The sequence below is a fragment of the Vibrio sp. RE86 genome (assembly GCF_013114545.1).
GTDB lineage: Bacteria > Pseudomonadota > Gammaproteobacteria > Enterobacterales > Vibrionaceae > Vibrio.
In genome coordinates, this window is the sequence record NZ_VTXI01000028.1 from 23,633 (window position 1) to 49,045 (window position 25,413).

18 protein-coding genes and 1 pseudogene are annotated in these 25,413 nt (G+C 45.8%); 6 read left to right on the forward strand and 13 right to left on the reverse strand.

Going from position 1 to position 25,413, the window contains the following annotated elements; all coding sequences use genetic code 11:
• The first annotated feature begins 158 nt into the window (after positions 1 to 158).
• From F0231_RS19375 to F0231_RS19395, 5 genes are all read left to right on the forward strand, one after another.
• On the forward strand, positions 159 to 1,574 hold the full coding sequence (locus F0231_RS19375) for a DASS family sodium-coupled anion symporter (protein ID WP_171761329.1): 1,416 nt from the start codon (positions 159 to 161) through the stop codon (positions 1,572 to 1,574).
• 241 nt (positions 1,575 to 1,815) lie between these two features.
• A complete protein-coding gene (locus F0231_RS19380) occupies positions 1,816 to 3,696 on the forward strand; it encodes a methyl-accepting chemotaxis protein (RefSeq protein WP_171761330.1) in 1,881 nt (626 codons plus the stop codon).
• Positions 3,697 to 3,766: 70 nt separating this feature from the next.
• A complete protein-coding gene (locus tag F0231_RS19385) occupies positions 3,767 to 4,654 on the forward strand; it encodes a DMT family transporter (protein ID WP_171761331.1) in 888 nt (295 codons plus the stop codon).
• Between the two features lie 238 nt (positions 4,655 to 4,892).
• Positions 4,893 to 6,425, forward strand: coding sequence for a 2,3-bisphosphoglycerate-independent phosphoglycerate mutase (gene gpmM, locus F0231_RS19390; RefSeq protein WP_171761332.1), 1,533 nt, complete (start codon positions 4,893 to 4,895; stop codon positions 6,423 to 6,425).
• 159 nt (positions 6,426 to 6,584) lie between these two features.
• A complete protein-coding gene (locus F0231_RS19395) occupies positions 6,585 to 7,721 on the forward strand; it encodes a murein hydrolase activator EnvC (RefSeq protein WP_171761333.1) in 1,137 nt (378 codons plus the stop codon).
• Between the two features lie 55 nt (positions 7,722 to 7,776).
• On the opposite strand, the gene F0231_RS19400 is transcribed toward F0231_RS19395, so the two are convergent.
• The 4 genes from F0231_RS19400 to nudC form a co-directional block, all read right to left on the reverse strand.
• Positions 7,777 to 8,736 (reverse strand): DHHA1 domain-containing protein, encoded by a 960-nt coding sequence (locus tag F0231_RS19400; RefSeq protein ID WP_171761334.1) that lies wholly within the window; start codon positions 8,734 to 8,736, stop codon positions 7,777 to 7,779.
• Positions 8,737 to 8,828: 92 nt separating this feature from the next.
• Positions 8,829 to 9,464 carry a TetR/AcrR family transcriptional regulator gene (locus tag F0231_RS19405; protein ID WP_171761335.1) on the reverse strand — a complete coding sequence of 212 codons (636 nt, stop codon included), beginning with the start codon at positions 9,462 to 9,464 and terminating at the stop codon, positions 8,829 to 8,831.
• Positions 9,465 to 9,568: 104 nt separating this feature from the next.
• Positions 9,569 to 10,636 carry a uroporphyrinogen decarboxylase gene (hemE, locus tag F0231_RS19410; protein ID WP_171761336.1) on the reverse strand — a complete coding sequence of 356 codons (1,068 nt, stop codon included), beginning with the start codon at positions 10,634 to 10,636 and terminating at the stop codon, positions 9,569 to 9,571.
• 272 nt (positions 10,637 to 10,908) lie between these two features.
• A complete protein-coding gene (gene nudC, locus F0231_RS19415) occupies positions 10,909 to 11,679 on the reverse strand; it encodes an NAD(+) diphosphatase (protein ID WP_171761337.1) in 771 nt (256 codons plus the stop codon).
• Positions 11,680 to 11,857: 178 nt separating this feature from the next.
• On the opposite strand from nudC, the gene rsd reads away from it, so the two are divergent.
• Entirely contained in the window at positions 11,858 to 12,352 is a 495-nt protein-coding gene (rsd, locus tag F0231_RS19420) for a sigma D regulator (RefSeq protein WP_171761338.1), read from the forward strand.
• A 347-nt stretch (positions 12,353 to 12,699) separates the two neighbouring features.
• Here rsd and rpoC read toward each other — a convergent pair whose 3' ends face one another.
• The 9 genes and pseudogenes from rpoC to tuf all read right to left on the reverse strand — a co-directional run.
• Positions 12,700 to 16,905, reverse strand: a complete 4,206-nt coding sequence (gene rpoC, locus F0231_RS19425) for a DNA-directed RNA polymerase subunit beta' (RefSeq protein WP_171761339.1) — start codon at positions 16,903 to 16,905, stop codon at positions 12,700 to 12,702.
• A 92-nt stretch (positions 16,906 to 16,997) separates the two neighbouring features.
• Complete coding sequence (rpoB, locus tag F0231_RS19430; RefSeq protein WP_171761340.1) at positions 16,998 to 21,026, reverse strand: DNA-directed RNA polymerase subunit beta; 4,029 nt, start codon at positions 21,024 to 21,026, stop codon at positions 16,998 to 17,000.
• 232 nt (positions 21,027 to 21,258) lie between these two features.
• On the reverse strand, positions 21,259 to 21,627 hold the full coding sequence (gene rplL / locus F0231_RS19435) for a 50S ribosomal protein L7/L12 (protein ID WP_171761341.1): 369 nt from the start codon (positions 21,625 to 21,627) through the stop codon (positions 21,259 to 21,261).
• Between the two features lie 57 nt (positions 21,628 to 21,684).
• Entirely contained in the window at positions 21,685 to 22,179 is a 495-nt protein-coding gene (rplJ, locus tag F0231_RS19440) for a 50S ribosomal protein L10 (protein WP_171761342.1), read from the reverse strand.
• Positions 22,180 to 22,467: 288 nt separating this feature from the next.
• A complete protein-coding gene (rplA, locus tag F0231_RS19445; RefSeq protein WP_008078230.1) occupies positions 22,468 to 23,172 on the reverse strand; it encodes a 50S ribosomal protein L1 in 705 nt (234 codons plus the stop codon).
• A 4-nt stretch (positions 23,173 to 23,176) separates the two neighbouring features.
• On the reverse strand, positions 23,177 to 23,605 hold the full coding sequence (gene rplK, locus F0231_RS19450; protein ID WP_171761343.1) for a 50S ribosomal protein L11: 429 nt from the start codon (positions 23,603 to 23,605) through the stop codon (positions 23,177 to 23,179).
• A gap of 183 nt (positions 23,606 to 23,788) precedes the next feature.
• Positions 23,789 to 24,337, reverse strand: a complete 549-nt coding sequence (nusG, locus tag F0231_RS19455) for a transcription termination/antitermination protein NusG (RefSeq protein WP_171761344.1) — start codon at positions 24,335 to 24,337, stop codon at positions 23,789 to 23,791.
• A gap of 13 nt (positions 24,338 to 24,350) precedes the next feature.
• Positions 24,351 to 24,731, reverse strand: coding sequence for a preprotein translocase subunit SecE (gene secE / locus F0231_RS19460; RefSeq protein ID WP_171761345.1), 381 nt, complete (start codon positions 24,729 to 24,731; stop codon positions 24,351 to 24,353).
• 274 nt (positions 24,732 to 25,005) lie between these two features.
• Positions 25,006 to 25,413 (reverse strand): annotated as a pseudogene (gene tuf, locus F0231_RS19465) (elongation factor Tu); the annotation flags it as partial.

Sequence of the window (25,413 nt, forward strand, 5' to 3'; positions counted from 1 at the left end):
CTTTTCTAAGCCCCGAACTCTCGGGGCTTTTTTTGACCCAAAACAATCTCTTTGCAACAAATTCAACTCTTTACGAAAAGTAATAGCCTGCTCTAAGACCCCAATTTCGAACTCCATTAGTCTATATCTCATCAAGAAATGATTGAGTGAGCGCGGGTATGTTGAAAGTCGATGTTGGAACCATTATTAAGTTGTTAATCAGCTTCGGCCTTCCCATTGGTGTCTTGTTCATGCCGATTGATTGGATACCGATCGACGATCTCACGTTGATTCAACACCGCCTACTGGCTATTTTTCTACTTGCCGCTCTGCTTTGGGTGCTTGAACCGGTTCCTGTCTTTGCGACCTCGATACTGATCATAGCGCTGGAATTGATCATGATTTCAGACAAAGGCTTACACCTTTTTCGCACACCACCAGCAGGGCATGATCTTGGCGAGTTGATGAACTATACCGATATCTTCAGCGCCTTTTCATCTCCGATCATCATTCTGTTTATGGGGGGCTTTGCGCTCGCAATTGCCGCTTCCAAATACGAATTGGACAACAACCTCGCCCGAGTGCTGCTCAAGCCTTTCGGTCATCAGCCAAGGTTCATCATGCTTGGTTTAATGTTGATCACCGCAGTGTTTTCTATGTTCATGTCTAACACCGCGACAACGGTCATGATGTTGGCTTTGCTGGGCCCGATTGTTGCCTCTGCACCGAAGGGCGATCTAGGGATAAAAGCCTTAGTTTTATGTATTCCCATCGCTGCGAACACGGGCGGTATTGCCACACCGATTGGTACTCCACCCAATGCTATTGCTCTGCAATATTTAACTGGTGACAACAGCATCGACTTTCTGAGTTGGATGATGATGGGCCTACCCTTTGTCATCATTCAACTCACGATCGCTTGGTTCTTACTTCAACGACTTTTTCCTTCTTCCCAAGCCGAGATGAAACTCAAACTTGATGGACAATTTCAGAAGAACTGGCGAGCTATCGTGGTATACGCCACTTTCGCAGCAACCATCTTGCTTTGGATGACCACTAAACTGCATGGAATGAACACGTATGTGGTCTCCATAATTCCACTCGCGGTGTTTACCCTGACCGGCATTATGGGCAAAGCTGAACTCAAACTGATAAATTGGGACGTTCTATGGCTTGTGGCTGGCGGTATCGCCATTGGTATTGGTCTCGATAAGACGGGACTTGCCTCTGCGTTGGCTCATGCGATCGACTATGAGTCGCTTTCCCCTATTGCGGTTGTCTTTACCATGTCGATCGTTTGTTGGCTCATGGCAAACTTTATGTCCAACACCGCGACCGCTAACTTGCTAATGCCTATCGCCGCAGCCATTGGAGCCTCAATGGAGAGCCTTGCTAGCGTAGGAGGTTTACAAGGACTACTGGTTGTCGTCGCTTTCTCCGCTTCTTTAGGCATGATTTTACCTGTATCGACACCACCAAACTCACTCGCCTACTCCACAGGGTTAATTGAGAGTCGAGACATGGCTAAAACAGGGATTATTCTTGGCATAGTCGGTCTGTGTTTAGTCTATGTGGGCGCGCTTATTCTCACCTGATGAGAATCTAATTATGTGAACCATTATTGCGGCCTTTTATTCTCTGATGAAAGGTCACAAACTTGCTGAACCCTGAGTAAATTTCAAACAAATACGCATATAGATCAATTCTAAACATTGATCTCTTCTATAAAATCTCGCTGATATTCACTATCCACATCCATTTCACGATTCCCGTGAGATTCTTGTGACTGCATATCCCCTCTTCTCGTCCTATTGTCTCTGTGAATAAGGAAAGGCAATGAGAAATACAATCAAGTTAAAAATACAGATCGCGATTGCGATCGTTATTGCTGTTGTTAGTGGTGTTCAAGCATGGATATCCGTTAATCAACTGGAACAAGAAACCACTTCGGCACTCAATAATGAAATGGCTAATATAAGTCATGCGACGTCACGTTACATCAGTGGTTGGCTCGCTATCCGCAGTGATATGATGCTGGCTAATGAAAAGGCCATCTTAGAGTCTGACAATTCAGATCGAGAGATGCTTGTAACCAAGCGAGCAGGTCAATTCCTCTCTGTATATGTTGGTTTTGATAACGGTACGATAGCCTACGGCGATAAAACCGAAGATTGGCCAGCCGATTATGACCCTAGAACCCGCCCTTGGTATCAAGATGCCATGGCAACCAATGGTCTTATCATCACTGAGCCGTACCAAGATTTTGATGGCAGCGTTGTTGTGAGTTTCGCCAAGGCATTCTCAGGCAGCAAGAAAGGGGTGCTAGCCGCAGACTTAACTGTCACGAATATTATCGATGAAGTGTTAAATACAACTTTGGATAATGATGGCTTTACCTTCCTTGTTGACGGCAACAATAATATTGTCGCGTACCAAGATGAGTCTCTCAGCCAACAGCCATTGACGAAACTCAATCCAAAACTTAACCAATCTAAGGTCCAGGCGCTCGTCGAGGAGTCTTCTATCTCAACGATTTCTTGGCCTCAACAAGGTGACAAACTGATTTATGTCATTCGTGTTCCTAGTACGGATTGGTCGCTCGGTATTGTGGTTGATAAGGAAATGGCGTTCGCATCTGTCACTGAGCAGATTCAATTTACAGCGATTGCTTCCGTGATCTTATACCTAATCATTGCAGCATTTAGCACTTACACCATCACAAAATTGCTCAAACCACTGCAAGACTTATCCACGTCTCTTTCTCAATTGGCTAAGGGTGAAGGAGATTTAACGCAGCGAGTTGAAATTAAGCGTCGTGATGAAATTGGTGAAGTCGCTGAGCACGTCAATCAGTTCTTGAGCCAAATGCAACAAATGATCGCTGGTATCATTAATCACAGTGAACATCTCGTTCAACAGGCAAGTCAGGCCAACTCACTATCATTGCAATCCGCGCAGCAAGTTGAAGCTCAACAAAACGACGTCAATCAAATTGCGACGGCGATTCATGAGATGTCAGCCACTGCGGCAGAAGTTGCTAGCCATGCAGAAATGACTGCTTCAGCCTCTCAGACCTCTTCCAACGCCTGCCAAGACGGACAGCTAGTGATCCAGAAGAACCGAGAATCTATTGTTGAGCTCGCTGAGCAAGTAACAGCAGCCGCAAATGTCATCTCTGAATTGGAGCACAATACTCAGAGCATTAATCAGATTTTGTCGACCATTCAAGAGATCGCTGAACAAACGAACCTTCTCGCCTTAAATGCTGCGATTGAAGCTGCTAGAGCTGGTGAGCAAGGGCGCGGTTTTGCCGTCGTAGCCGATGAAGTGCGCGTATTGAGTCAACGAACCCATGGCTCGACCGAAGAGATTCGCAACATGATCGAAACGCTGCAAAACAATACCAAGCTGGCAGTAAATAGCATGCAAAGCAGTACTTCCTTGGCCGATACCAGTGTCGACTATGCTCAGCAAGCGGCACACAGCCTAACGGACATCACTGACGCAATCGACAAGATCAATGATATGGCACTACAAATCGCCAGCGCCGCAGAAGAGCAGCGCGCGGTCAGTGAAGACATCAGTCGTAACACTCAAGGGATCAAAGACGCTTCTGACGTACTGGCCAATCAGGCTCAGCAAAGTAGCGACAGTGCTAATCGTATGAGGGAGTCAGCCGAGACGATGCAAATGGAGGTCACTCGTTTCAAGGTATAGCTTTGTTTTCATGATCTTTTAATGCATATTGTCAGCCTGGAATATTCCACATTCACAAGGATACGTGTCGATGGGTTACGAATGGCTGGCACTTGCCGCAGCGTTTCTTTGGGCTGTAGCGAGCTTACTTTCTGTGGTCCCTGCCCAACATTTGGGGACCTTTGCTTATAGCCGTTGGCGGATGGGTTGTACATCAGTCATCTTAGGCAGCATGGCACTTTTCACTGGTGGATGGAGCAGCGTCGAAACCAGTGCAATCTCAGCTATGATGCTCTCAGGTGTGATAGGTATATTCATCGGCGATACGGCTCTTTTCGCTTGCCTCAATCGCATGGGGCCAAGACAAGCTGGTCTTCTCTTTTCATGCCACGCCGTTTTTTCTGCCATTCTCGGCTATTTTCTCTTTAGCGAAACCATGACGTCACTTGAGCTACTCGGTTCACTACTGGTGTTTTCTGGTGTGTTAACCGCGATCTTTTTTGGTCGTAAAGGACAAGCAAGTAATCAACTAGAGTCGATTAAAGGCAAAGTTTGGGTTGGTGTTGGGTTAGGCCTATTAGCAGCATTGTGCCAAGCACTAGGTGGCATCATTGCAAAACCTGTGATGCAAACCGAAATCGATCCAGTTGCGGCGTCAGCTATGCGAATGATGACAGCCTTTGCCGCGCACTGTTTGTTCTTTATGACAGGGGCTAAGCTTGCCCGAGCTACTCAACCAATGAACACAAAAATATTCGCTATTACTGCGGTCAATGGTTTTCTAGCCATGGCAGTGGGTATGACCTTAATCCTTTATGCCTTACAGCAAGGCAACGTGGGCATGGTGGCATTACTCTCTTCTACCACACCGATTATGTTGTTGCCTATACTTTGGGTTTACTCAGGAAAAAGGCCTAATCGATACGCTTGGATTGGTGCCATCGTTGCTGTTATAGGTACAGGAATCTTGGTCAGCTAGACCTATCACAACGATTGAGACAACCCGCTTTCTTTTTGTCTCTAACGCGAGAAAATAGCACTATAAATCGGAATGCAAATGTCTTTATGCCTTGCACACACTGTTTGTAAGGTGAAAGATAACAACAATATTTCACAAACAATATTTGATCTTAACCTACAGTTTTGGTTAAAAAGTGTAGTAAAATTACGCTAATTTTGTTTCCAAAGTTACTTTGAAATTTGACGAGGTCATTACTATGTCTGCTAAGAAGCCTATGGCTCTAGTTATTCTTGACGGTTACGGTCACCGTGAAGACACAGCAAGCAACGCAATTGCGAACGCGAAAACTCCATTTATCGATAGCCTGTTTGCTAACAAGCCAAACACTCTAATCTCTGCTTCTGGCATGGATGTAGGCCTACCTGACGGTCAAATGGGTAACTCAGAAGTTGGTCACACAAACATCGGCGCTGGTCGCGTGGTATACCAAGACCTAACTCGCATCACTAAGTCTATTGCTGACGGTGAGTTCGCTGAAACTCCAGCACTAATCGAAGCTATCGACACAGCAGTAAAAGCTGAGAAAGCGGTACACATCATGGGTCTTATGTCTCCAGGTGGCGTACACTCTCACGAAGATCACATCTACGCAGCAGTTGAAATGGCTGCAGCACGTGGCGCTGAAAAGATCTACCTACACTGCTTCCTAGACGGTCGTGACACACCACCACGTAGCGCAGAGAACTCTCTACAACGTTTCCAAGACCTATTCGCTAAGCTTGGCAAAGGTCGCGTAGCATCTCTAGTAGGTCGTTACTACGCAATGGACCGTGATAACAACTGGGATCGCGTTCAAGTTGCTTACGATCTTCTAACTCAAGCGAAAGCTGAATTCACATCAGAAACTGCAGTTGCTGGTCTAGAAGCGGCTTACGCTCGTGATGAAAACGACGAGTTCGTTAAAGCAACAGCTATCAAAGCTGAAGGTCAAGAAGACGCAGTGATCGCAGATGGCGACGCAGTTATCTTCATGAACTACCGTGCTGACCGTGCACGTCAAATCACTCGTACTTTCGTACCTGCATTCGACGGCTTCGAGCGCGCTGTATTCCCAGCAATCAACTTCGTGATGCTAACGCAATACGCAGCCGACATCCCTCTAGCAATCGCATTCCCACCAGCGTCTCTAGAGAACACGTACGGTGAGTGGCTATCTAAGCAAGGTCAAACTCAGCTACGTATCTCTGAAACTGAGAAATACGCACACGTAACTTTCTTCTTCAACGGTGGTGTTGAGAACGAATTTGAAGGTGAAGAGCGTCAACTTGTTGCTTCTCCAAAAGTAGCAACTTACGACCTACAACCTGAGATGAGTTCTGAAGAGCTAACAGAGAAGATGGTTGCAGCGATCAAATCTGGTAAGTACGACACTATCATCTGTAACTACCCTAACCCAGACATGGTTGGCCACACTGGTGTTTACGAAGCAGCAGAGCAAGCTATCGAAGCAATCGATGCATGTGTTGCTAAAGTAACAGCAGCTATCGAAGAAGTAGGCGGCCAAATGCTGATCACTGCTGACCATGGTAACGCAGAGATGATGGTAGACCCAGAGACAGGTGGTACTCACACTGCTCACACTAACCTACCAGTACCTCTAATCTACGTTGGTGAAAAAGACGTTGAGTTCAAAGAAGGCGGTAAACTGTCTGACCTTGCTCCAACAATGCTTTCTCTTGTTGGTCTAGAGATTCCAGCAGAGATGACAGGTGAAGTTCTAGTTAAGTAATTCACTGACTCCCTGAATATTACAAAAGCCCGAGTAGATACCTGCTCGGGCTTTTATTTTTCACTCCACTCCTCAACAACTTTTGACATTGCGCTTTCTTCCGATCAAAAGGTTTGGGTATACTGGCTATCTCTCAAATAGTTAGGACAGATTTGAACGATGGCTATCCCCCCAGTAAGGACTTTATTTTCTCGCAAGGTTTGGCTTGCGCTCGGGTTGATACTGTCTGCTTCTTCAATCACACCAAGCTATGCTGCGAGTAACACTGAACTCAAGGGCGTGAGCGGTGAAATCTCTCGTCAAAAACAGTCTCTTTCTAGCCAACAGAAAAAACTGGATTCACTCCAACAATCACTGAAAAGCCAAGAAACTACCATTACCCGACTAGAGAAAGAGATAAAGCAAACCAAAGCATCTCTGGCAACAACCAATGCCAACATTGCCAACCTCGATGATAAAATAGACAGCTTATACGTCCAGAAGAAAGCCCAAAGTGACAAGTTGGCAGAGCTCATCCAAACCTATTATGTCACCCAAAGAGCCAAAACGTCTTCAAATATTTTGAACCATGGCGTTGAAGAAGATCGTATTAGTCAGTACTTTCAACATCTTGCAAAAGCTCGCGCTAACACCATTAGCGAATTAGAGAAAACTGTCGAAGAACTGGACAATAGCCAAGAGCAGCTTCAACTAGAGAAACAGCAAATTACCACGCTGCTGCGCCAGCAGACCGAAAAGCGCAATCAACTGGCCAAAGCCCAATCACAGCGAAAAGGAACGGTATCAAAGATTCGCAAGAGCATCTCTAACGATAAGGTCTACTTGTCAGAGCTACAGCGCAATGAGACTCGACTCAAAGCCGAAATTGCCAAAGCGGCGAAGCGTAACGCAGTACCGATGGATGGTTTAGCACGCCAGAAAGGCAGACTGCCATGGCCATTAAAAGGTAAGGTTCTGCACAACTATGGCACTCGCCAGACTGGACAGATTAATTGGAAAGGTATGGTGATTGACGCCAACTATGGTCAATCAATCAAAGCGGTCTATTCAGGTACGGTTGTATTTGCCGACTACCTACGTGGGTATGGCCTCGTCGTGCTACTCGATCATGGTAAAGGGGATATGACGCTTTACGGATTCAACCAAAGCTTGCTCAAGAAAGAGGGCGATAAGGTAGCTGCAGGAGAGAGTATTGCTTTAGCTGGTGATACTGGTGGTCAGTCGCGTCCATCACTCTACTTCGAGATTCGTCGTAACAGTAAAACTCAGAACCCGAAACATTGGCTCACTCGTTAAACCTTAGCTTTAAGCCGCTCCTCCCACTCATGGACGAACGGCATTATTGTGATATTTATGCGCTGTAATACCTTTCAACCACTTCAATAAACGCGTTTACTTGCTCTTTAGGTAAAGCATTGACACCTGCAGCGGCGGCTCGGCCTCCCCCTGTCGCAAACTCCGCACAAATGTCTCCCGCCCCCTGTTTATTGTTCAAGGGAGCACGCAAAGAGACGGTATACGTACCATCTATATTCTCGGTCAGCACCGCATGAGCACGTTCTGGGGACTGGTTGGCGAGCAAATTGCCATAGACTCCACTGATTCGACGTGACGCCGCTTCATTCGGCAATTCAAACACACCCAACTTTTCACTTTGGTACTTGGCTGCAATCGAGAATGCTTTGTCCATATCTTGCTGATAAGCAGACCTTAAAACATGAAAAGGGGAGCTTTGATCAGCAATAACAGCAAATGGATCATCGTAGGCCAAAAGCTCTTTAAACAATGATGCCGGGGCAAAGTGCAGGTCATCGATCTTGGAACCGTAACCATTGTAATTAATCAAGGTACCTAGTTCTTTCAGCAGTGCTTTCTGCTCTTCGGTGAAACCAGCTTTATCCGCCAGTCGATCGGCTTTGGCAATTAAGTTGTCACCGTAAGCTGCGGTAATTGCCCAAGAATGGAAACGGCCTTGAAGTAAGTCATCGACAATCAGTGCCGTACAAGTATTAGCGTCTAAATCGATATGAGCCTCAAGGTTGGCGCTTTGTGGAATATCGCCCGATTTATGGTGGTCGGCATAAAACACCTGAGCACCTGCACTGAGAATCGATTCTAAACCCGCTTTGTTTTTCTCCATGGAGATGTCTAATGCGGTCACAGAATCCTCTTGAGTGACGGAGAGCTTCTCAAGTAGCTGAATATCTCGCTTAACCCCAGTCACAAGCTGAGCATCTTTAGGTTCAGCCAGACGAAGCTGTAGGAGTGCGATGATGCCATCCGCATCACCATTGAAAACATCAAAATGCATAAACAACAAAACCCATTAAAACATCTCTCGATACTCTAATGGGTTCTCAGTGCTTTAACAATTTCAGTTAGTTATAACTAGGATCCATACGCTTAGGCATGAATTGCTTTGACGCCATCTTCCAATAGTTGAAGTTGTTCCAAACCTTGCGAGGTCGCCTTAGGTTTGACTACCGAGATCATTTGCACCATGCCTTGGTGAATGACCTGTTCGGTTATCTGCGTTTTTGGTGACATTGCCGCTTGATAACCCAACCAGCTAGACGCAATTAAATGCAAAGTTGTCACCAACGGCTTCATCTCACTCTCATCAACATTGAGTAGCTCAAGGCCGACAAACGCACGCATGATATTGATTAGGTTAGATTGTAGCTTCTCTTGAACTTGAATATATTCGTCATGAAGCTGCTCATCACGCTGGAGAATTTCAGGTAGGTTGGCGTAGAAAAAGCGATACTTCCACATCAAAGTAAAGATCGAATCTAGGTAGTGCTTGAGTAAAACTAAGCTCTCTTTTTGACCTTGAATCGGTGTAAAGCGCTCAAGTAACTCATTGGAATAGAGGGCAAAGATCTCACGGACAATCTCTTGCTTATTTCGAAAGTGGTAGTAAAGGTTACCAGGGCTAATATCGATATGGGCAGCAATATGATTGGTCGTGATGTTGCGCTCACCGTGCTCATTGAACAACTCCAGTGCCGCTAGCACGATTTTGTCGCGTGTCTTCATTCTTTTCCGAACTCCATTCCATCAATATGGTCAGTATAACTGAGTATATTAACCAATAACAAAAAAGCGCCTGATTAGACCAGACGCTTTCATGTGTTTCTTTGTTATTTGTGGTATGGCTTAGACAGCTCGTGTACCGCTTCCACAAATACGCCCGCATTTTCTGGCGGTACGTCTAGGTGAATGCCGTGACCAAGGTTGAACACGTGCCCTGTACCTGCATCGCCGAATCCTTCAAGAATCGTTGATACTTCTTCACGGATACGCTCAGGAGAAGCGTACAGCATTGATGGGTCCATGTTACCTTGCAGTGCAACTTTATCACCGACACGCTTCACTGCGTCTTGGATATTGATAGTCCAGTCTAGACCGACTGCATCACAACCCGTTGCAGCGATCTGCTCAAGCCACATACCACCATTCTTAGTGAATAGAGTAACAGGTACACGGCGGCCATCGTTTTCACGGATAAGACCATCGACGATCTTATGCATGTACTGCAGTGAGAATAGGTTGTAGTCACGAGGAGTAAGAACGCCACCCCAAGTATCAAATACCATTACTGATTGTGCACCCGCTTTGATCTGCGCATTTAGGTAGTCAATGACGCTGTCCGCAAGCTTATCAAGTAGTAAGTGCAGCGTTTGTGGCTCTGCATACATCATCTTCTTGATCTTAGTGAATGCCTTAGAGCTACCACCTTCAACCATGTAAGTAGCCAATGTCCATGGGCTACCAGAGAAACCGATCAGTGGAACATCACCGTTTAGGTCTTTGCGGATCTGACGCACTGCGTTCATTACGTACTTAAGCTCGCCTTCTGGATCTGGAATACCGATCTTTTCCACGTCAGCTTTACAGGTAATCGGCTTATCAAATACAGGTCCTTCACCTGCAGCGAAACGTAACTCTAAACCCATCGCATCTGGGATAGTCAGGATGTCTGAGAATAGAATCGCAGCATCAAGAGGAAAACGGCGTAATGGTTGAAGGGTTACTTCTGATGCAAGTTCTGCATTCTTACACAAAGACATAAAATCACCCGCTTCTGCGCGAGTCGCTTTGTATTCTGGAAGGTATCGACCTGCCTGACGCATCATCCATACTGGAGTGTAATCTACTGGCTGCTTAAGTAGCGCACGAAGATAGCGGTCATTCTTTAATTCAGTCATTCCGTTTTTCCGATTGTTAGGCTTAGTTTTGTTGCGGCTATTCTAACACTGTTTGGCTCTCAAAAGCTGTGTGCTTTGCAACCTAGATCAAGTTATTAACTTTTAAATCAATGCTTAATTTGCACCCAATTAGTAACAGTGTTAAAAATTTGTTTGCTAGCGAAAACTACAATTATAAACCGAGCACTCAGTGTTCGGCATCTCATAACGACATCTTACTTACCCCCTCCTTCTGGAGGGTTTTTTTTTGCTTATTTTTCAGGTATATATTTTTAACGCCTGCAAGTATGTTCTATTAACTCACGAGCAATCGTTCCTTTCGGAGCGATCGGTGGGAGCGCATTAAAGTCGAACCAGCGAGCATCGCTAAGCTCACTATAGTCAGGTTTCAATACGCCAGATTCGTATTCCGCTATGAAGCCCATCATCATGCTCGATGGAAATGCCCAAGGTTGACTGCCAAAATATTCGATATTTTTAACATTAACGCCTGTTTCTTCTTTCACTTCACGCGCGACACACTGCTCCAGAGTTTCACCTACTTCCAAAAATCCCGCGATCACCGTATACATACCATTGCGATGACGTGGATGTTGAGCTAAGAGTATTTGGTTCTCTTTTCTGACCGCAACAATAATACAAGGGAAGATCCTCGGGTAATGAAGCGTACGGCAATCACCACACTGCATAGCCAGCTGATTATGATTCAGGTGATTACGTCCACCGCATAAAGGGCAGAAACGCATGCTCTGCGTCATATGACTGTACTGTGCCGCCTTGCTGACCAGCAAAAATAGTTCGGTTGGAAAATCGAGACATTCTCGCAATGAAACTAGCTCGATATCTTGTTCGATATCTGAAGCGTTTAACCACATCACTGAGCGTCCTTCATAGCGCCCAATTTCTATCGCGGAGCTTGTTGGCAGAGATAAGTCCTGCGCAGTCCCCAGTGGGATCGAATCATCAACTAGCCAAACATCACTTGCCGATACAACGCACCAATAACAAACTTGCGTACGGTTTGTGTCACTTTTATTTAACATTCCACCCCCTCTTCACTTGCAGTTCGTCTATTTTACTGGCAATCTAATTTCATACCAGAGTTTGTAGCTAGGTAATTTTAACGCTATAAATTCTAGTAAGGACAAGAGCTTGTATCTCTGCACATGCTTTGGTATCAAAGCGGAATGGTCACCCAAGAAGTGACCCGATCATGAGGATATGGTCATGCTAAACAAATTCAAACAGACACAAGAACAATGGGGTGGCTCGAACGAAGTAATCGACCACTGGCTCGAAACTCGTCAATCTCTTATCGTTGAGTATTGTAAGCTAGGTGCCTTACAGCCGGCCAACGGTCATGCCAACGTTGTCGAACTCCCTTCTCCTAAAGAAATCAGCTCATTCTGCGATCACGTTGTCGACTATATTTCAGAAGGTCATTTCAAGATCTACGATATGGTCATGGAAAAGTGGCAAGCAACTGGCTTTAAAACCAACGATGAGATCGATACGACGTACGCGAAGATCGTACTCACAACCGAGCCATTGCTAGAATTTAATGACAAATACGTAAAAGTAACAGCAGACGATGAGTTGCCGAACTTTGAAGTAGATATGTCGAAAGTCGGTGAGCTACTCGAAGTACGTTTTGAAGTTGAAGACAACCTCATCCAACTTATTGCCGACAGTTTAGCGATTCCGCCAGGCGCATAAGTAAGAAAAGAAGCAGATTGAATTTTAAGGGTTGGCGTTTTGCGTCAGCCCTTTTGCGTTTTTAGAACGGTCATAAATCGGGGTTTCTCAGTTGCATCAAAGGTTAATCAAGGTCCCTAACCTTTGCTTAAATACCGTCATCCCCGAGAGGGAGGTACGACTGAGTTGGGGATCTCTAAAATCGAGTCGATAACTAACAGAGATTCCCTACTCGCTCCTTCGTCACTCTATGGAATGACACTTTCCCACAACCCCCATAATCACCATCGTAAAAATGACAAATTCTCTTTCGCCAGAAACAAAAAAGGCATCCCGAAGGATGCCTTTTATCATTTCTTAGCTAGCGATTACTCGTCAGCAGAGAAACCAGCGTTTAGTAGTGCTGCAAGGTTGTCAGTAGCTTGTTCAGCTGAAGGACCTTCTTGCTCTTCTGCACGTTTAGCTTGACGATCTTGGTGGTAAGCGAAACCTGTACCTGCTGGGATTAGACGACCAACAATTACGTTTTCTTTCAGACCACGTAGCTCATCACGCTTACCAGAAACCGCAGCTTCTGTTAGTACGCGAGTTGTCTCCTGGAACGATGCTGCAGAGATGAACGACTCAGTAGCAAGAGACGCTTTAGTGATACCTAGTAGGTCACGTTCATAGCGAACTAGCTCTTTGCCTTCAGCTTCTAGTGCACGGTTAGCGATCTTAACGTTCGCGTATTCAACCTGCTCACCCACTAGGAACTCAGTAGAGTCACCAGCGTGAGTGATTGTACACTTACGTAGCATCTGACGAACGATAGTCTCAATGTGCTTATCGTTAATCTTAACGCCCTGTAGACGGTATACTTCTTGAACTTCGTTCGCGATGTATTGAGTCACAGCGTGGATACCACGTAGACGTAGAATGTCATGTGGAGTTTCTGGACCATCTGCGATCACATCACCACGTTCAACTTTCTCGCCTTCGAATACGTTAAGCTGACGATGCTTAGGAATCATCTCTTCGTACGTCTCGCCGCCATCACGAGTGATAACTAGACGACGCTTACCTTTCGTCTCTTTACCAAAGCTCACAGTACCTGTGTGCTCAGCAAGAATCGCAGGCTCTTTAGGCTTACGTGCTTCGAATAGGTCTGCTACGCGTGGAAGACCACCGGTGATATCTTTGTTACCGCCAGACTTCTGAGGGATACGAGATAGAGTATCACCCACGCCTACTTCAGCGCCGTCTTCGATGTTAACGATAGCTTTACCAGGTAGGAAGTAGTGAGCTGGCATTTCAGTACCAGGGATCATTACGTCGTTACCTTGCGCATCAACAAGTTTGATAGCTGGACGCATATCTTTACCTGCTGCTGGACGCGCTGCCGCTTCAGTTACTTCGCTTGAAGATAGACCTGTTAGATCATCTGTTTGACGAGAAACTGTTACACCATCGATCATGTCAACGAATTGGATGCGACCTGCCACTTCAGTGATGATTGGCATTGTGTGCGCTTCCCAGTTAGCTACTGTATCACCAGCAGTTACTGCGTCGTTGTCGCCTTTGCTTAGTAGAGAACCGTAAGGAAGTTTGTGTTTCTCTTTCGTACGACCGAACTCATCAATAATAGTTAGTTCAGATGCACGAGAAGTGATTACAAGCTTACCGTCTTTGTTCGTTACAAACTTAGCGTTGTGTAGCTTAACTGTACCCGTTGTCTTAGCTTGGATGCTGTTCTCTGCTGCTGCAGTAGATGCCGCACCACCGATGTGGAACGTACGCATTGTAAGCTGTGTACCTGGTTCACCGATAGACTGAGCAGCGATTACACCAACTGCTTCACCTTGGTTCACTAGGTGACCACGTGCTAGGTCACGACCGTAACACTGTGCACAACAACCGAAGTCCGCATCACAGGTAACTACAGAGCGCACTTTCATGCGGTCAACTGAGTTCTCTTCCATGATTTGACACCACTTCTCATCAATTAGAGTGTTACGTGGAATCAGAACTTCGTCAGTACCTGGCTTAAGTACGTCTTCAGCAACAACACGACCTAGTGCTAGCTCAGAAAGTGCAACTTTAACGTCACCACCTTCGATATGAGGCATCATATCGACACCTTCATGAGTACCACAGTCATGTTCGTGTACTACAACGTCTTGAGCAACGTCTACTAGACGACGAGTTAGGTAACCCGAGTTCGCTGTTTTCAGTGCTGTATCCGCAAGACCCTTACGAGCACCGTGCGTTGAGATAAAGTACTGAAGTACGTTTAGACCTTCTTTAAAGTTCGCAGTGATCGGCGTTTCGATGATTGAGCCATCTGGACGTGCCATCAGACCACGCATACCTGCTAGCTGACGAATCTGAGCTGCAGAACCACGTGCACCTGAGTCGGCCATCATGTAGATGCTGTTGAATGACTCTTGCTGTTCCTCTTCACCTTCACGGTTTGTTACCGTTTCAGATGAAAGGTTTTCCATCATCGCTTTCGCTACGCGATCGTTGGTCGATGCCCAAATATCGATCACTTTGTTGTAGCGCTCACCCGCAGTAACAAGACCAGATTGGTACTGATCCTGGATTTCGCGAACTTCTGCTTCCGCTTCTTCGATCTCAGTGTACTTAGCTGCAGGTACAACCATATCGTCGATACCAACAGATACACCAGAAAGTGCCGCGTAAGCGAAACCTGTGTACATGATTTGGTCAGCAAAGATTACCGTGTCTTTAAGACCTAGCTTACGGTACGCTTCGTTAAGTAGGTTAGAGATTTGCTTCTTACCTAGCTTTTGGTTAACGATGCTGTACGGTAGACCTTCTGGTACGATTTGCCATAGCATTGCACGACCGATAGTTGTATCAACCATCTTAGTCTCTGTAGTGCTATTACCATCTTCGTCTTTAACAGTCTCAGTGATACGAACTTTTACGCGAGCGTGTAGTTCAGCTTCTTTAGTACGGTACGCTTTCTCTGCCTCAGCTGGGCCAGAAAGGTACATACCTTCGCCTTTCACGTTGATCTTGTCACGAGTCATGTAGTAAAGACCTAATACAACGTCCTGAGAAGGTACGATGATTGGGTCACCTGACGCTGGCGACAGAATGTTGTTTGTCGACATCATCAGTGTACGTGCTTCAAGCTGTGCTTCTAGAGTTAGAGGCACGTGAACCGCCATTTGGTCACCATCGAAGTCGGCGTTGTATGCCGCACACACTAGTGGGTGTAGCTGAATCGCTTTACCTTCGATTAGTACTGGTTCGAACGCCTGGATACCTAGACGGTGAAGTGTAGGTGCACGGTTCAGTAGTACTGGGTGTTCGCGGATAACTTCGTCTAGGATATCCCAGACGATCGCTTCTTCACGCTCTACCATCTTCTTAGCAGCTTTGATTGTAGTCGCAAGACCACGAGTCTCTAGCTTGCTGTAGATGAATGGTTTGAATAGCTCAAGTGCCATCTTCTTAGGAAGACCACACTGGTGCAGACGAAGGTATGGACCTACTGTGATTACAGAACGGCCAGAGTAGTCTACACGCTTACCTAGAAGGTTCTGACGGAAACGACCTTGCTTACCCTTGATCATATCAGCAAGAGATTTCAGAGGACGCTTGTTCGAACCTGTGATCGCACGACCGCGACGACCGTTATCTAGAAGTGCATCAACAGACTCTTGCAGCATACGCTTTTCGTTACGTACGATGATGTCCGGAGCAGCTAGCTCTAGAAGACGCTTCAAACGGTTGTTACGGTTGATTACGCGACGGTATAGGTCGTTCAGATCAGAAGTCGCGAAGCGACCGCCGTCTAGTGGAACTAGAGGACGTAGATCTGGCGGAAGTACCGGAAGCACAGTTAGGATCATCCACTCTGGGTTGTTACCAGATTGAACGAACGCTTCAACTAGCTTCAGACGCTTAGTGATCTTCTTACGCTTAGTCTCTGAGTTAGTAGACTCAAGCTCTTCACGCATTTCTTCGATTTCAGCAGGCAGATCCATAGACGCAAGTAGGTCTTTGATCGCTTCCGCACCCATCTTAGCCGTGAATTCATCACCCCACTCTTCTAGACGATCTAGATACTCTTCTTCAGTAAGCATCTGAGATTTTTCTAGGTCAGTCATACCAGGTTCAGTTACTACGTACATTTCGAAGTAAAGAACACGTTCGATATCACGTAGAGGGATATCCATTAGTAGACCGATACGAGACGGTAGTGATTTTAGGAACCAGATGTGAGCAACTGGTGAAGCAAGCTCGATGTGGCCCATACGGTCACGACGAACTTTAGTTTGTGTAACTTCAACGCCACACTTCTCACAGATAACACCACGGTGTTTCAGACGCTTGTATTTGCCACAAAGACATTCATAGTCTTTTACTGGACCAAAGATACGCGCACAGAACAGACCATCACGCTCAGGTTTGAACGTACGGTAGTTGATCGTTTCAGGTTTTTTAACTTCACCGAAAGACCATGAACGGATCATGTCCGGTGAAGATAGACCGATTTTGATTGCATCAAATTCTTCGGTCTTATGCTGCGCTTTTAGAAAGTTTAATAAGTCTTTCACAATCAGCTCCTGTAAGGAGTTAAAAGGGGCTCACCCGCAAAAGTGAGCACCTTCAACCAAATAATCGCTTTTCTCTATAAAGAAAGAAGGGATTACTCTTCGTCTTCTAGCTCGATGTTGATACCTAGCGAGCGAATCTCTTTCAACAGTACGTTGAACGATTCTGGCATGCCAGGTTCCATGCTGTGGTTGCCATCTACGATGTTCTTGTACATCTTAGTACGGCCGTTAACGTCATCCGACTTAACTGTTAGCATTTCTTGAAGCGTGTAAGCAGCACCGTATGCTTCTAGTGCCCATACTTCCATCTCACCGAAACGCTGACCACCGAACTGAGCTTTACCACCAAGTGGTTGCTGAGTTACTAGGCTGTAAGAACCAGTAGAACGAGCGTGCATCTTGTCATCAACAAGGTGGTTCAGTTTCAGCATGTACATGTAACCAACAGTTACAGGACGCTCAAACGCATCACCTGTGCGACCATCAAACAGCGTTAGCTGACCAGATTCAGGTAGGTCACCTAGTTTTAGAAGCTCTTTGATTGATTGCTCTGGAGCACCGTCAAATACTGGAGTCGCGATCGGTAGACCACCACGTAGGTTCTTGATCAGCGTGCGAACTTCGTCATCAGATAGAGACGCGATGTCTACTTTCTGACGAGTATCACCAAGATCGTAAACCTTCTGTAGGAAGTCACGGAACTTAGCAAGCTCTTGCTGCTCTTTAACCATCTGGTTGATCTTGTCACCGATACCTTTCGCTGCCAGACCTAAGTGTACTTCTAGGATCTGACCGATGTTCATACGCGATGGTACACCCAGTGGGTTTAGAACGATGTCAACCGGCTGACCTTTCTCATCGTAAGGCATGTCTTCAACAGGGTTGATCTTAGAGATTACACCCTTGTTACCGTGACGACCCGCCATCTTATCACCAGGCTGGATACGACGTTTAACCGCTAGGTAAACCTTAACGATCTTCAGTACGCCAGGTGCTAGATCATCACCTTGTGTGATCTTACGACGCTTAGTTTCAAACTTCTTATCGAAGTCAGCTTTTAGCTCGTCCCACTGCTCAGCAAGTTGCTCAAGCTGTGTTTGTGCTGCGTCATCTTCAAGCGTTAGCTCTAGCCACTTCTTACGATCGATAGCGTCTAGTTTAGCTTCAGTGTAACCACCGTCGATTAGTACAGCTTTAACGCGGTTTAGAAGGCCACCCTCAAGAATCTGGAATTCTTCAGTAAGGTCTTTCTTCGCTTCTTTAAGCTGCATCTGTTCAATTTCAAGTGCACGTTTGTCTTTTTCAACACCGTCACGAGTAAATACTTGAACGTCGATGATTGTACCTGACACTGAGTTTGGTACGCGTAGAGACGTATCTTTAACGTCTGACGCTTTCTCACCAAAGATAGCACGTAGTAGCTTCTCTTCAGGAGTTAGCTGAGTTTCACCTTTAGGCGTTACTTTACCTACAAGGATGTCACCGCCTTTCACTTCCGCACCGATGTAAACGATACCTGACTCGTCTAGTTTAGACAGAGCAGACTCACCTACGTTTGGAATGTCAGCTGTGATTTCTTCAGCACCAAGCTTAGTATCACGCGCCACACAAGATAGCTCTTGAATGTGGATCGTTGTGAAACGGTCTTCTTGAACTACGCGCTCAGATACTAAGATCGAGTCTTCGAAGTTGTAACCGTTCCAAGGCATGAATGCGATACGCATGTTCTGACCAAGTGCTAGTTCACCTAGGTCTGTTGAAGGACCATCAGCAAGAACGTCACCACGTGATACTGGTTCACCAGGCATCACACATGGACGCTGGTTGATACACGTATTTTGGTTAGAACGAGTGTATTTAGTTAGGTTGTAGATATCGATACCTGCTTCGCCAGGGATCAGCTCGTCTTCGTTAACTTTAACAACGATACGAGAAGCATCTACAGACTGGATTACACCACCACGTTTCGCTACAGCAGTAACACCTGAGTCAACAGCAATGTTACGCTCAACACCAGTACCAACTAGAGGCTTATCAGCCTTAAGTGTTGGAACTGCCTGACGTTGCATGTTCGCACCCATCAATGCACGGTTCGCATCATCGTGTTCTAGGAACGGGATAAGCGATGCAGCGATAGATACAACCTGGTTAGTTGCAACGTCCATGTAGTCAACATGTTCGCGTGGGTGTAGGCCAGATTCACCTTTCTGACGAGCAGTGATTAGCTCTTCAGAGAATGTACCTTCTTCAGTAAGAACAGTGTTCGCCTGAGCGATAACGTACTGACCTTCCTGAATAGCAGATAGGTAATCTACTTCGTCTGTTACTACGCCATCTACAACACGACGGTATGGAGTCTCAAGGAAACCGTACTCGTTACAACGTGCGAACGCAGATAGAGAGTTGATCAGACCGATGTTTGGACCTTCCGGCGTTTCGATAGGACATAGACGGCCGTAGTGAGTTACGTGTACGTCTCGAACTTCGAAGCCAGCACGTTCACGAGTTAGACCGCCAGGACCCAATGCAGAAATACGACGCTTGTGCGTTACTTCTGATAACGGGTTGTTTTGGTCCATGAACTGTGAAAGCTGTGAAGAGCCAAAGAATTCTTTAACCGCAGCAGAGATCGGCTTAGCGTTAATTAGATCTTGAGGCATGATTGCATCAAGGTCACCAAGGCTTAGACGTTCTTTAACAGCACGTTCAACACGTACTAGACCAACGCGGAATTGGTTTTCTGCCATTTCGCCAACAGAACGGATACGACGGTTACCTAGGTGGTCGATATCGTCCACTTCACCGATGCCGTTACGGATAGCGATAAGCTTCTTCATCACTTCAACGATATCTGTTTCGTCAAGTGTGCCTTGCTCTTGAGCATCTTCACGTTCGATAGAGCTGTTGAACTTCATACGACCAACAGTCGATAGGTCGTAACGCTCTTCAGAGAAGAATAGGCTTTCGAATAGTGCTTCAGCAGCTTCTTTCGTTGGCGGCTCACCAGGGCGCATCATTCGGTAGATTTCTACCAGTGCAGAGATACGATCAACAGTGCTGTCGATGCGTAGCGTGTCTGACATGAATGGACCGTGATCCAGATCGTTAGTAAATAACGTCTGTAGAGCTTTGTGGCCAGCTTGTGAAAGGTTAGCTAGAGCTTCTAGGCTGATTTCTTGGTTTGCACCAACAATGATCTCGCCAGTCGCTTCGTTGATGTAGTCTTTCGACGCAACTTTGCCCACGATGTACTCAACTGGTACTTCGATATGCTCAACGCCATCTTTTTCAAGTTGACGGATGTGGCGTGCAGTTACACGACGACCTGTTTCAACGTAAGTCTTGCCATTTGCTTCGATGTCGAAAGACGCAGTTTCACCACGTAGACGATCAGGAACAAGCTCCATAAGTAGAGTTTGATCTTTAACTTCGAAGTTCACCTTCTCAAAGAAGATGTCCAGGATCTCTTCTGTCGTCTTACCAAGTGCGCGAAGAATGATAGATGCTGGAAGCTTACGACGGCGGTCAATACGAACGTATAAGTTGTCCTTAGGATCAAACTCGAAATCAAGCCATGAACCACGGTAAGGAATAACACGTGCGTTGTATAGAACTTTACCTGAAGAGTGAGTCTTACCCTTATCGCTGTCGAAGAATACGCCAGGGCTTCTATGAAGCTGGGATACGATAACTCGCTCAGTACCATTGATTACAAAGGTACCATTGTCTGTCATAAGCGGAATCTCGCCCATGTAGACTTCTTGTTCTTTGATGTCTTTAACGGTGCCTGCTGGCGCGTCTTTATCAAAAATAACTAGACGTAGTTTTACGCGTAGTGGCTTTGAGTACGTTACGCCGCGGATTTGACATTCTTTAACATCAAATACTGGCTCACCAAGACGGTAGCTAACGTATTGCAGCTCAGAGTTGCCGTTGTAGCTCTGAATTGGAAATACAGAACGGAAAGCAGCTTCAAGACCGTACTGACCCTCAGGATCCTGTTCGATGAATTTTTCGAACGAATCGAGCTGGATCGATAGCAGGTATGGAATGTCCAAAACTTGTGGACGAGTACCAAAGTCCTTACGGATGCGCTTTTTCTCGGTATAAGAGTAAACCATGGGGTTCCTCAGCTCGCTGATAAGTGACCCAAACTGTCTCCAATCATTATGAGACAGTGACTGAATATCTGTTTGACTGTAGTGACATTTCGTTAAGAACTAATGAAATGTTTTTTGCTAGGAATGTGAGTGCTCAAACAGCGGAAAAATCACCCAACCCCTACAGCGCAAAAAGGCCGGTGGTTATAAAACCACCAGCCATTAGCCGTTAGGCTAAGAAACTATGCAATAATTACTTAACAGTAACACTTGCACCAGCTTCTTCTAGCTGAGCTTTAAGAGCTTCAGCTTCATCTTTCTCGATGCCTTCTTTTAGTGGAGCAGGAGCTGAGTCTACTAGACCCTTAGCTTCTTTAAGGCCTAGGCCAGTTGCGCCACGTACTGCTTTGATTACAGCAACTTTGTTACCGCCAGCAGATTCTAGGATTACGTCGAATTCAGTTTGCTCAGCAGCAGCTTCGCCTGCAGCAGCGCCGCCAGCTACAACAGCAGCAGCAGCAGAAACACCGAATTTCTCTTCCATTGCTTCGATTAGTTCAACAACTTGCATTACAGACATTTCTGCAACTGCGTCTAGGATTTGCTCGTTAGTGATAGACATAACAATTCTCTTTTAAATCAACAATAAGTTTAAATAGCAACCAGTGAAAAGCAAGGCTTAAGCAGCAGCTTCTTCTTTTTGGTCGCGTAGTGCAGCGATAGTACGTACCAGCTTGCCTGCAGAAGCTTCTTTCATGCACATCATTAGGCGTGCGATAGCTTCGTCGTAAGTTGGTAGTGTCGCTAGTACTTCAGCGTCAGTTAGCGCGCCTTCAAATGCAGCAGCTTTGATCTCGAAGTCTTTGTTCTCTTTAGCGAAGTCTTTGAAAAGACGCGCTGCAGCACCTGGGTGCTCGTTAGAGAATGCGATTAGCGTAGGACCAGTGAAAGTGTCAGTTAGACACTCGTAATCTGTACCAGCTACCGCACGACGCATAAGCGTGTTACGAACAACACGTACGTAAACACCAGCTTCACGAGCCTGTTTACGTAGTGAAGTCATAGCACCAACTTCAACGCCACGAGAATCAGCTACAACTGCAGAAAGTGCACCACTGGCAGCTTCGTTGACTTCAGCAACAATTGCTTTTTTGTCTTGAAGGTTTAAAGCCATCTTGGATTTACTCCTGGTTGTCGTTACACCACTCACTATCATCACGACAGTGAGAGTTATTTAGGTGCTTCCCAGAAGAAAGTAACTATTTTCATAGAGCTTTCTGTCAGTTCGGGCACCATCTACGTAGGAAAATTAAGTTTATAAAAAATAAACACCTACGGTCTTGGACGGAGACTGGGTCATAATTCAGACTAAATTCTTGCGAATTTAATGAACCAAAGTTCAGCCCCAACCACAAATATTAGGCGCAAAATTATACACTAATTTTGCGCCTAAGCAAATAAATTAGTTTGCTAGAGTGTTCAGGCTACCCTGATCAACAGCAACACCAGCACCCATTGTAGTAGAGATGCTAACCTTCTGAAGGAATGTACCCTTAGCAGAAGACGGCTTAGCTTTCTTAAGAGCAACTAGAAGAGCTTCTAGGTTCTCTTTGATCTGCTCTGCAGAGAAGTTTGCTTTACCGATTGTAGTGTGGATGATGCCGTTCTTGTCGTTACGGTAACGAACCTGACCAGCTTTAGCGTTCTTAACTGCTTCAGCAACGTTAGGAGTCACAGTACCAACTTTAGGGTTTGGCATAAGACCGCGAGGACCTAGGATAGTACCTAGTTGACCTACAACGCGCATTGCATCTGGAGAAGCAACAACTACGTCAAAGTTCATTTCGCCTTTCTTAACTTGCTCAGCAAGATCTTCCATACCTACGATGTCTGCGCCAGCTTCTTTAGCTGCTTCAGCGTTTGCACCTTGAGTGAACACTGCAACGCGGATTTCGCGGCCAGTACCGTGAGGTAGTACAGTTGCACCACGTACGTTCTGGTCAGATTTACGAGCATCGATGCCAAGGTTAACAGCAACGTCTACAGACTCAACGAATTTAGCAGTAGCTAGCTCTTGAAGAAGAGCAACAGCTTCGTTGATTTCGTATTCTTTAGTTACGTCAACTTTTTCGCGGATTACGCGCATGCGCTTAGTTAGTTTAGCCATCTTATTAACCCTCTACCACTAGGCCCATTGAACGAGCAGTACCAGCGATTGAACGCTTCATTGCTTCGATGTCAGCACCAGTCATATCAGCAGCTTTAGCTTCTGCGATTTCTTGGATTTGAGCGTCAGTTACAGTACCCACTTTTTCAGTGTTTGGACGACCAGAACCAGACTTAACGCCAGCAGCTTTCTTAAGAAGAACAGCAGCAGGTGGAGTCTTAGTTACGAACGTGAAAGAACGGTCGTTGTATACTGTAATAACAACTGGAGTAGGTAGACCTTTCTCAACAGATTCTGTTTTTGCGTTGAACGCTTTACAGAATTCCATGATGTTAACACCGTGTTGACCTAGTGCAGGACCAACCGGTGGACTTGGGTTTGCCATACCAGCAGCAACTTGTAGCTTGATGTAAGCTTCAACTTTCTTAGCCATGATAATTCCTAATTTTGGGTACAATCGCTAATCGACTGATCAGCTCCCCGTTGATATAAATACTTTTTATTTTGGCTGTCACTTTTGCTTCAGCCAAAATAATAAGGCGCGAAATTATAGTCATAATTCGCGCCTTATACAACCCTAAAAAAGGTGATTTTTTATACTCTTTAATTCAGAGTCTTAGTCCAGTTTTTCAACCTGACCAAATTCAAGCTCAACTGGTGTTGCACGACCAAAGATCGATACAGACACTTTCAGGCGGCTCTTCTCGTAATCCACTTCTTCAACTGTACCGTTGAAGTCAGCAAATGGACCATCAGTCACGCGTACCACTTCACCCGCTTCGTACATAGTACGTGGACGAGGAGCTTCACTTGCTTTCTCAAGACGGTTAAGAATCGCATCAGCTTCTTTATCAGTGATAGGAGCTGGACGATCAGAGGTACCACCAATGAAGCCCATGACACGCGGCACACTACGTACTAGGTGCCATGATTCATCGTTCATGATCATCTGAACAAGAACGTAACCTGGGAAGAACTTACGCTCAGACTTACGACGTTGTCCTGCGCGCATTTCAACTACTTCTTCAGTAGGAACCAGTACTTCACCAAACAGCTCTTCCATGCTATGCATTTTGATATGCTCGCGAAGAGATTGAGCTACGCGGCCTTCAAATCCAGAGAAGGCTTGAACCACATACCAGCGTTTTTTTGGAGCTTCACCCATGAATTAAAACCCTCTATACCCCAGTTGCTAGAGCAACAAGACGAACCATAATGCCGTCGATGCCCCAAAGCACTAGAGCCATTACAATACTTACAGCCAAAACGATCAGTGTTGTTTGCATAGTTTCTTGGCGTGTAGGCCAAACAACTTTACGTACTTCCATACGTGATTCTTTTGCAAACTCAATCGCAGCTTTACCCTTAGTTGTTGTAGCAGCAACACCAAGTGCCGCAGCGATTAGTACAACAACACCTGCAGCGCGAATCACTACAGACATCTCACCGTACAGGTAATTACCCACAACAGCGGCAGCTAGCAGAGCAAAAGTGATAAACCACTTAAAGATATCTGCGCCATTTGAGCTCTCAGGAGTTTCAGCATTATTTGCTTTCATAAAACCAACCTGTCTAAGTCTTAATATAGACGACAACAACCCCGCTGTTGCAGGGCAAATCCATGAAACGACAATCTAAATGAATTGACGTACTCTTTTATTGATCAAGGAGCAACACCTTAATCAAAATATCCTGCTAAATGTCACCTTGCTTAAGAAAGCAACAGACATTTTATTTAGTGCAGAAAAAGGGCATCAAATGATGCCCTTTTTGCTACTGGTTCGTCAAATCTTATTCCAAGATTTTCCGAAGTCTTTAGCTAATTCGTAAGAATTAGTCGAAGATCTTAGCAACAACACCAGCGCCAACAGTACGGCCACCTTCGCGGATTGCGAAACGTAGACCTTCGTCCATTGCGATTGGAGCGATTAGCTCAACAGTCATTTGAACGTTGTCACCTGGCATTACCATTTCAACGCCTTCTGGAAGAGTGATGTCACCAGTTACGTCCGTAGTACGGAAGTAGAACTGTGGACGGTAGCCCTTGAAGAATGGAGTGTGACGGCCGCCTTCGTCTTTAGAAAGTACGTATACTTCAGACTCAAACTTAGTGTGTGGGTTGATTGACTTAGGAGCTGCTAGTACTTGACCACGCTCAACTTCGTCACGCTTAGTACCACGTAGAAGTGCACCAACGTTCTCACCAGCACGACCTTCGTCTAGAAGCTTACGGAACATTTC

Excerpts from the sequence above, each read along its gene's own strand:
- F0231_RS19375 (WP_171761329.1), top strand. The coding sequence starts at position 159 with ATGTTGAAAGTCGATGTTGGAACCATTATTAAGTTGTTAATCAGCTTC.
- F0231_RS19380 (WP_171761330.1), top strand. The coding sequence starts at position 1,816 with ATGAGAAATACAATCAAGTTAAAAATACAGATCGCGATTGCGATCGTT.
- F0231_RS19385 (WP_171761331.1), top strand. The coding sequence starts at position 3,767 with ATGGGTTACGAATGGCTGGCACTTGCCGCAGCGTTTCTTTGGGCTGTA.
- gpmM (WP_171761332.1), top strand. The coding sequence starts at position 4,893 with ATGTCTGCTAAGAAGCCTATGGCTCTAGTTATTCTTGACGGTTACGGT.
- F0231_RS19395 (WP_171761333.1), top strand. The coding sequence starts at position 6,585 with ATGGCTATCCCCCCAGTAAGGACTTTATTTTCTCGCAAGGTTTGGCTT.
- F0231_RS19400 (WP_171761334.1), bottom strand. The coding sequence starts at position 8,736 with ATGCATTTTGATGTTTTCAATGGTGATGCGGATGGCATCATCGCACTC.
- F0231_RS19405 (WP_171761335.1), bottom strand. The coding sequence starts at position 9,464 with ATGAAGACACGCGACAAAATCGTGCTAGCGGCACTGGAGTTGTTCAAT.
- hemE (WP_171761336.1), bottom strand. The coding sequence starts at position 10,636 with ATGACTGAATTAAAGAATGACCGCTATCTTCGTGCGCTACTTAAGCAG.
- nudC (WP_171761337.1), bottom strand. The coding sequence starts at position 11,679 with ATGTTAAATAAAAGTGACACAAACCGTACGCAAGTTTGTTATTGGTGC.
- rsd (WP_171761338.1), top strand. The coding sequence starts at position 11,858 with ATGGTCATGCTAAACAAATTCAAACAGACACAAGAACAATGGGGTGGC.
- rpoB (WP_171761340.1), bottom strand. The coding sequence starts at position 21,026 with ATGGTTTACTCTTATACCGAGAAAAAGCGCATCCGTAAGGACTTTGGT.
- rplL (WP_171761341.1), bottom strand. The coding sequence starts at position 21,627 with ATGTCTATCACTAACGAGCAAATCCTAGACGCAGTTGCAGAAATGTCT.
- rplJ (WP_171761342.1), bottom strand. The coding sequence starts at position 22,179 with ATGGCTTTAAACCTTCAAGACAAAAAAGCAATTGTTGCTGAAGTCAAC.
- rplA (WP_008078230.1), bottom strand. The coding sequence starts at position 23,172 with ATGGCTAAACTAACTAAGCGCATGCGCGTAATCCGCGAAAAAGTTGAC.
- rplK (WP_171761343.1), bottom strand. The coding sequence starts at position 23,605 with ATGGCTAAGAAAGTTGAAGCTTACATCAAGCTACAAGTTGCTGCTGGT.
- nusG (WP_171761344.1), bottom strand. The coding sequence starts at position 24,337 with ATGGGTGAAGCTCCAAAAAAACGCTGGTATGTGGTTCAAGCCTTCTCT.
- secE (WP_171761345.1), bottom strand. The coding sequence starts at position 24,731 with ATGAAAGCAAATAATGCTGAAACTCCTGAGAGCTCAAATGGCGCAGAT.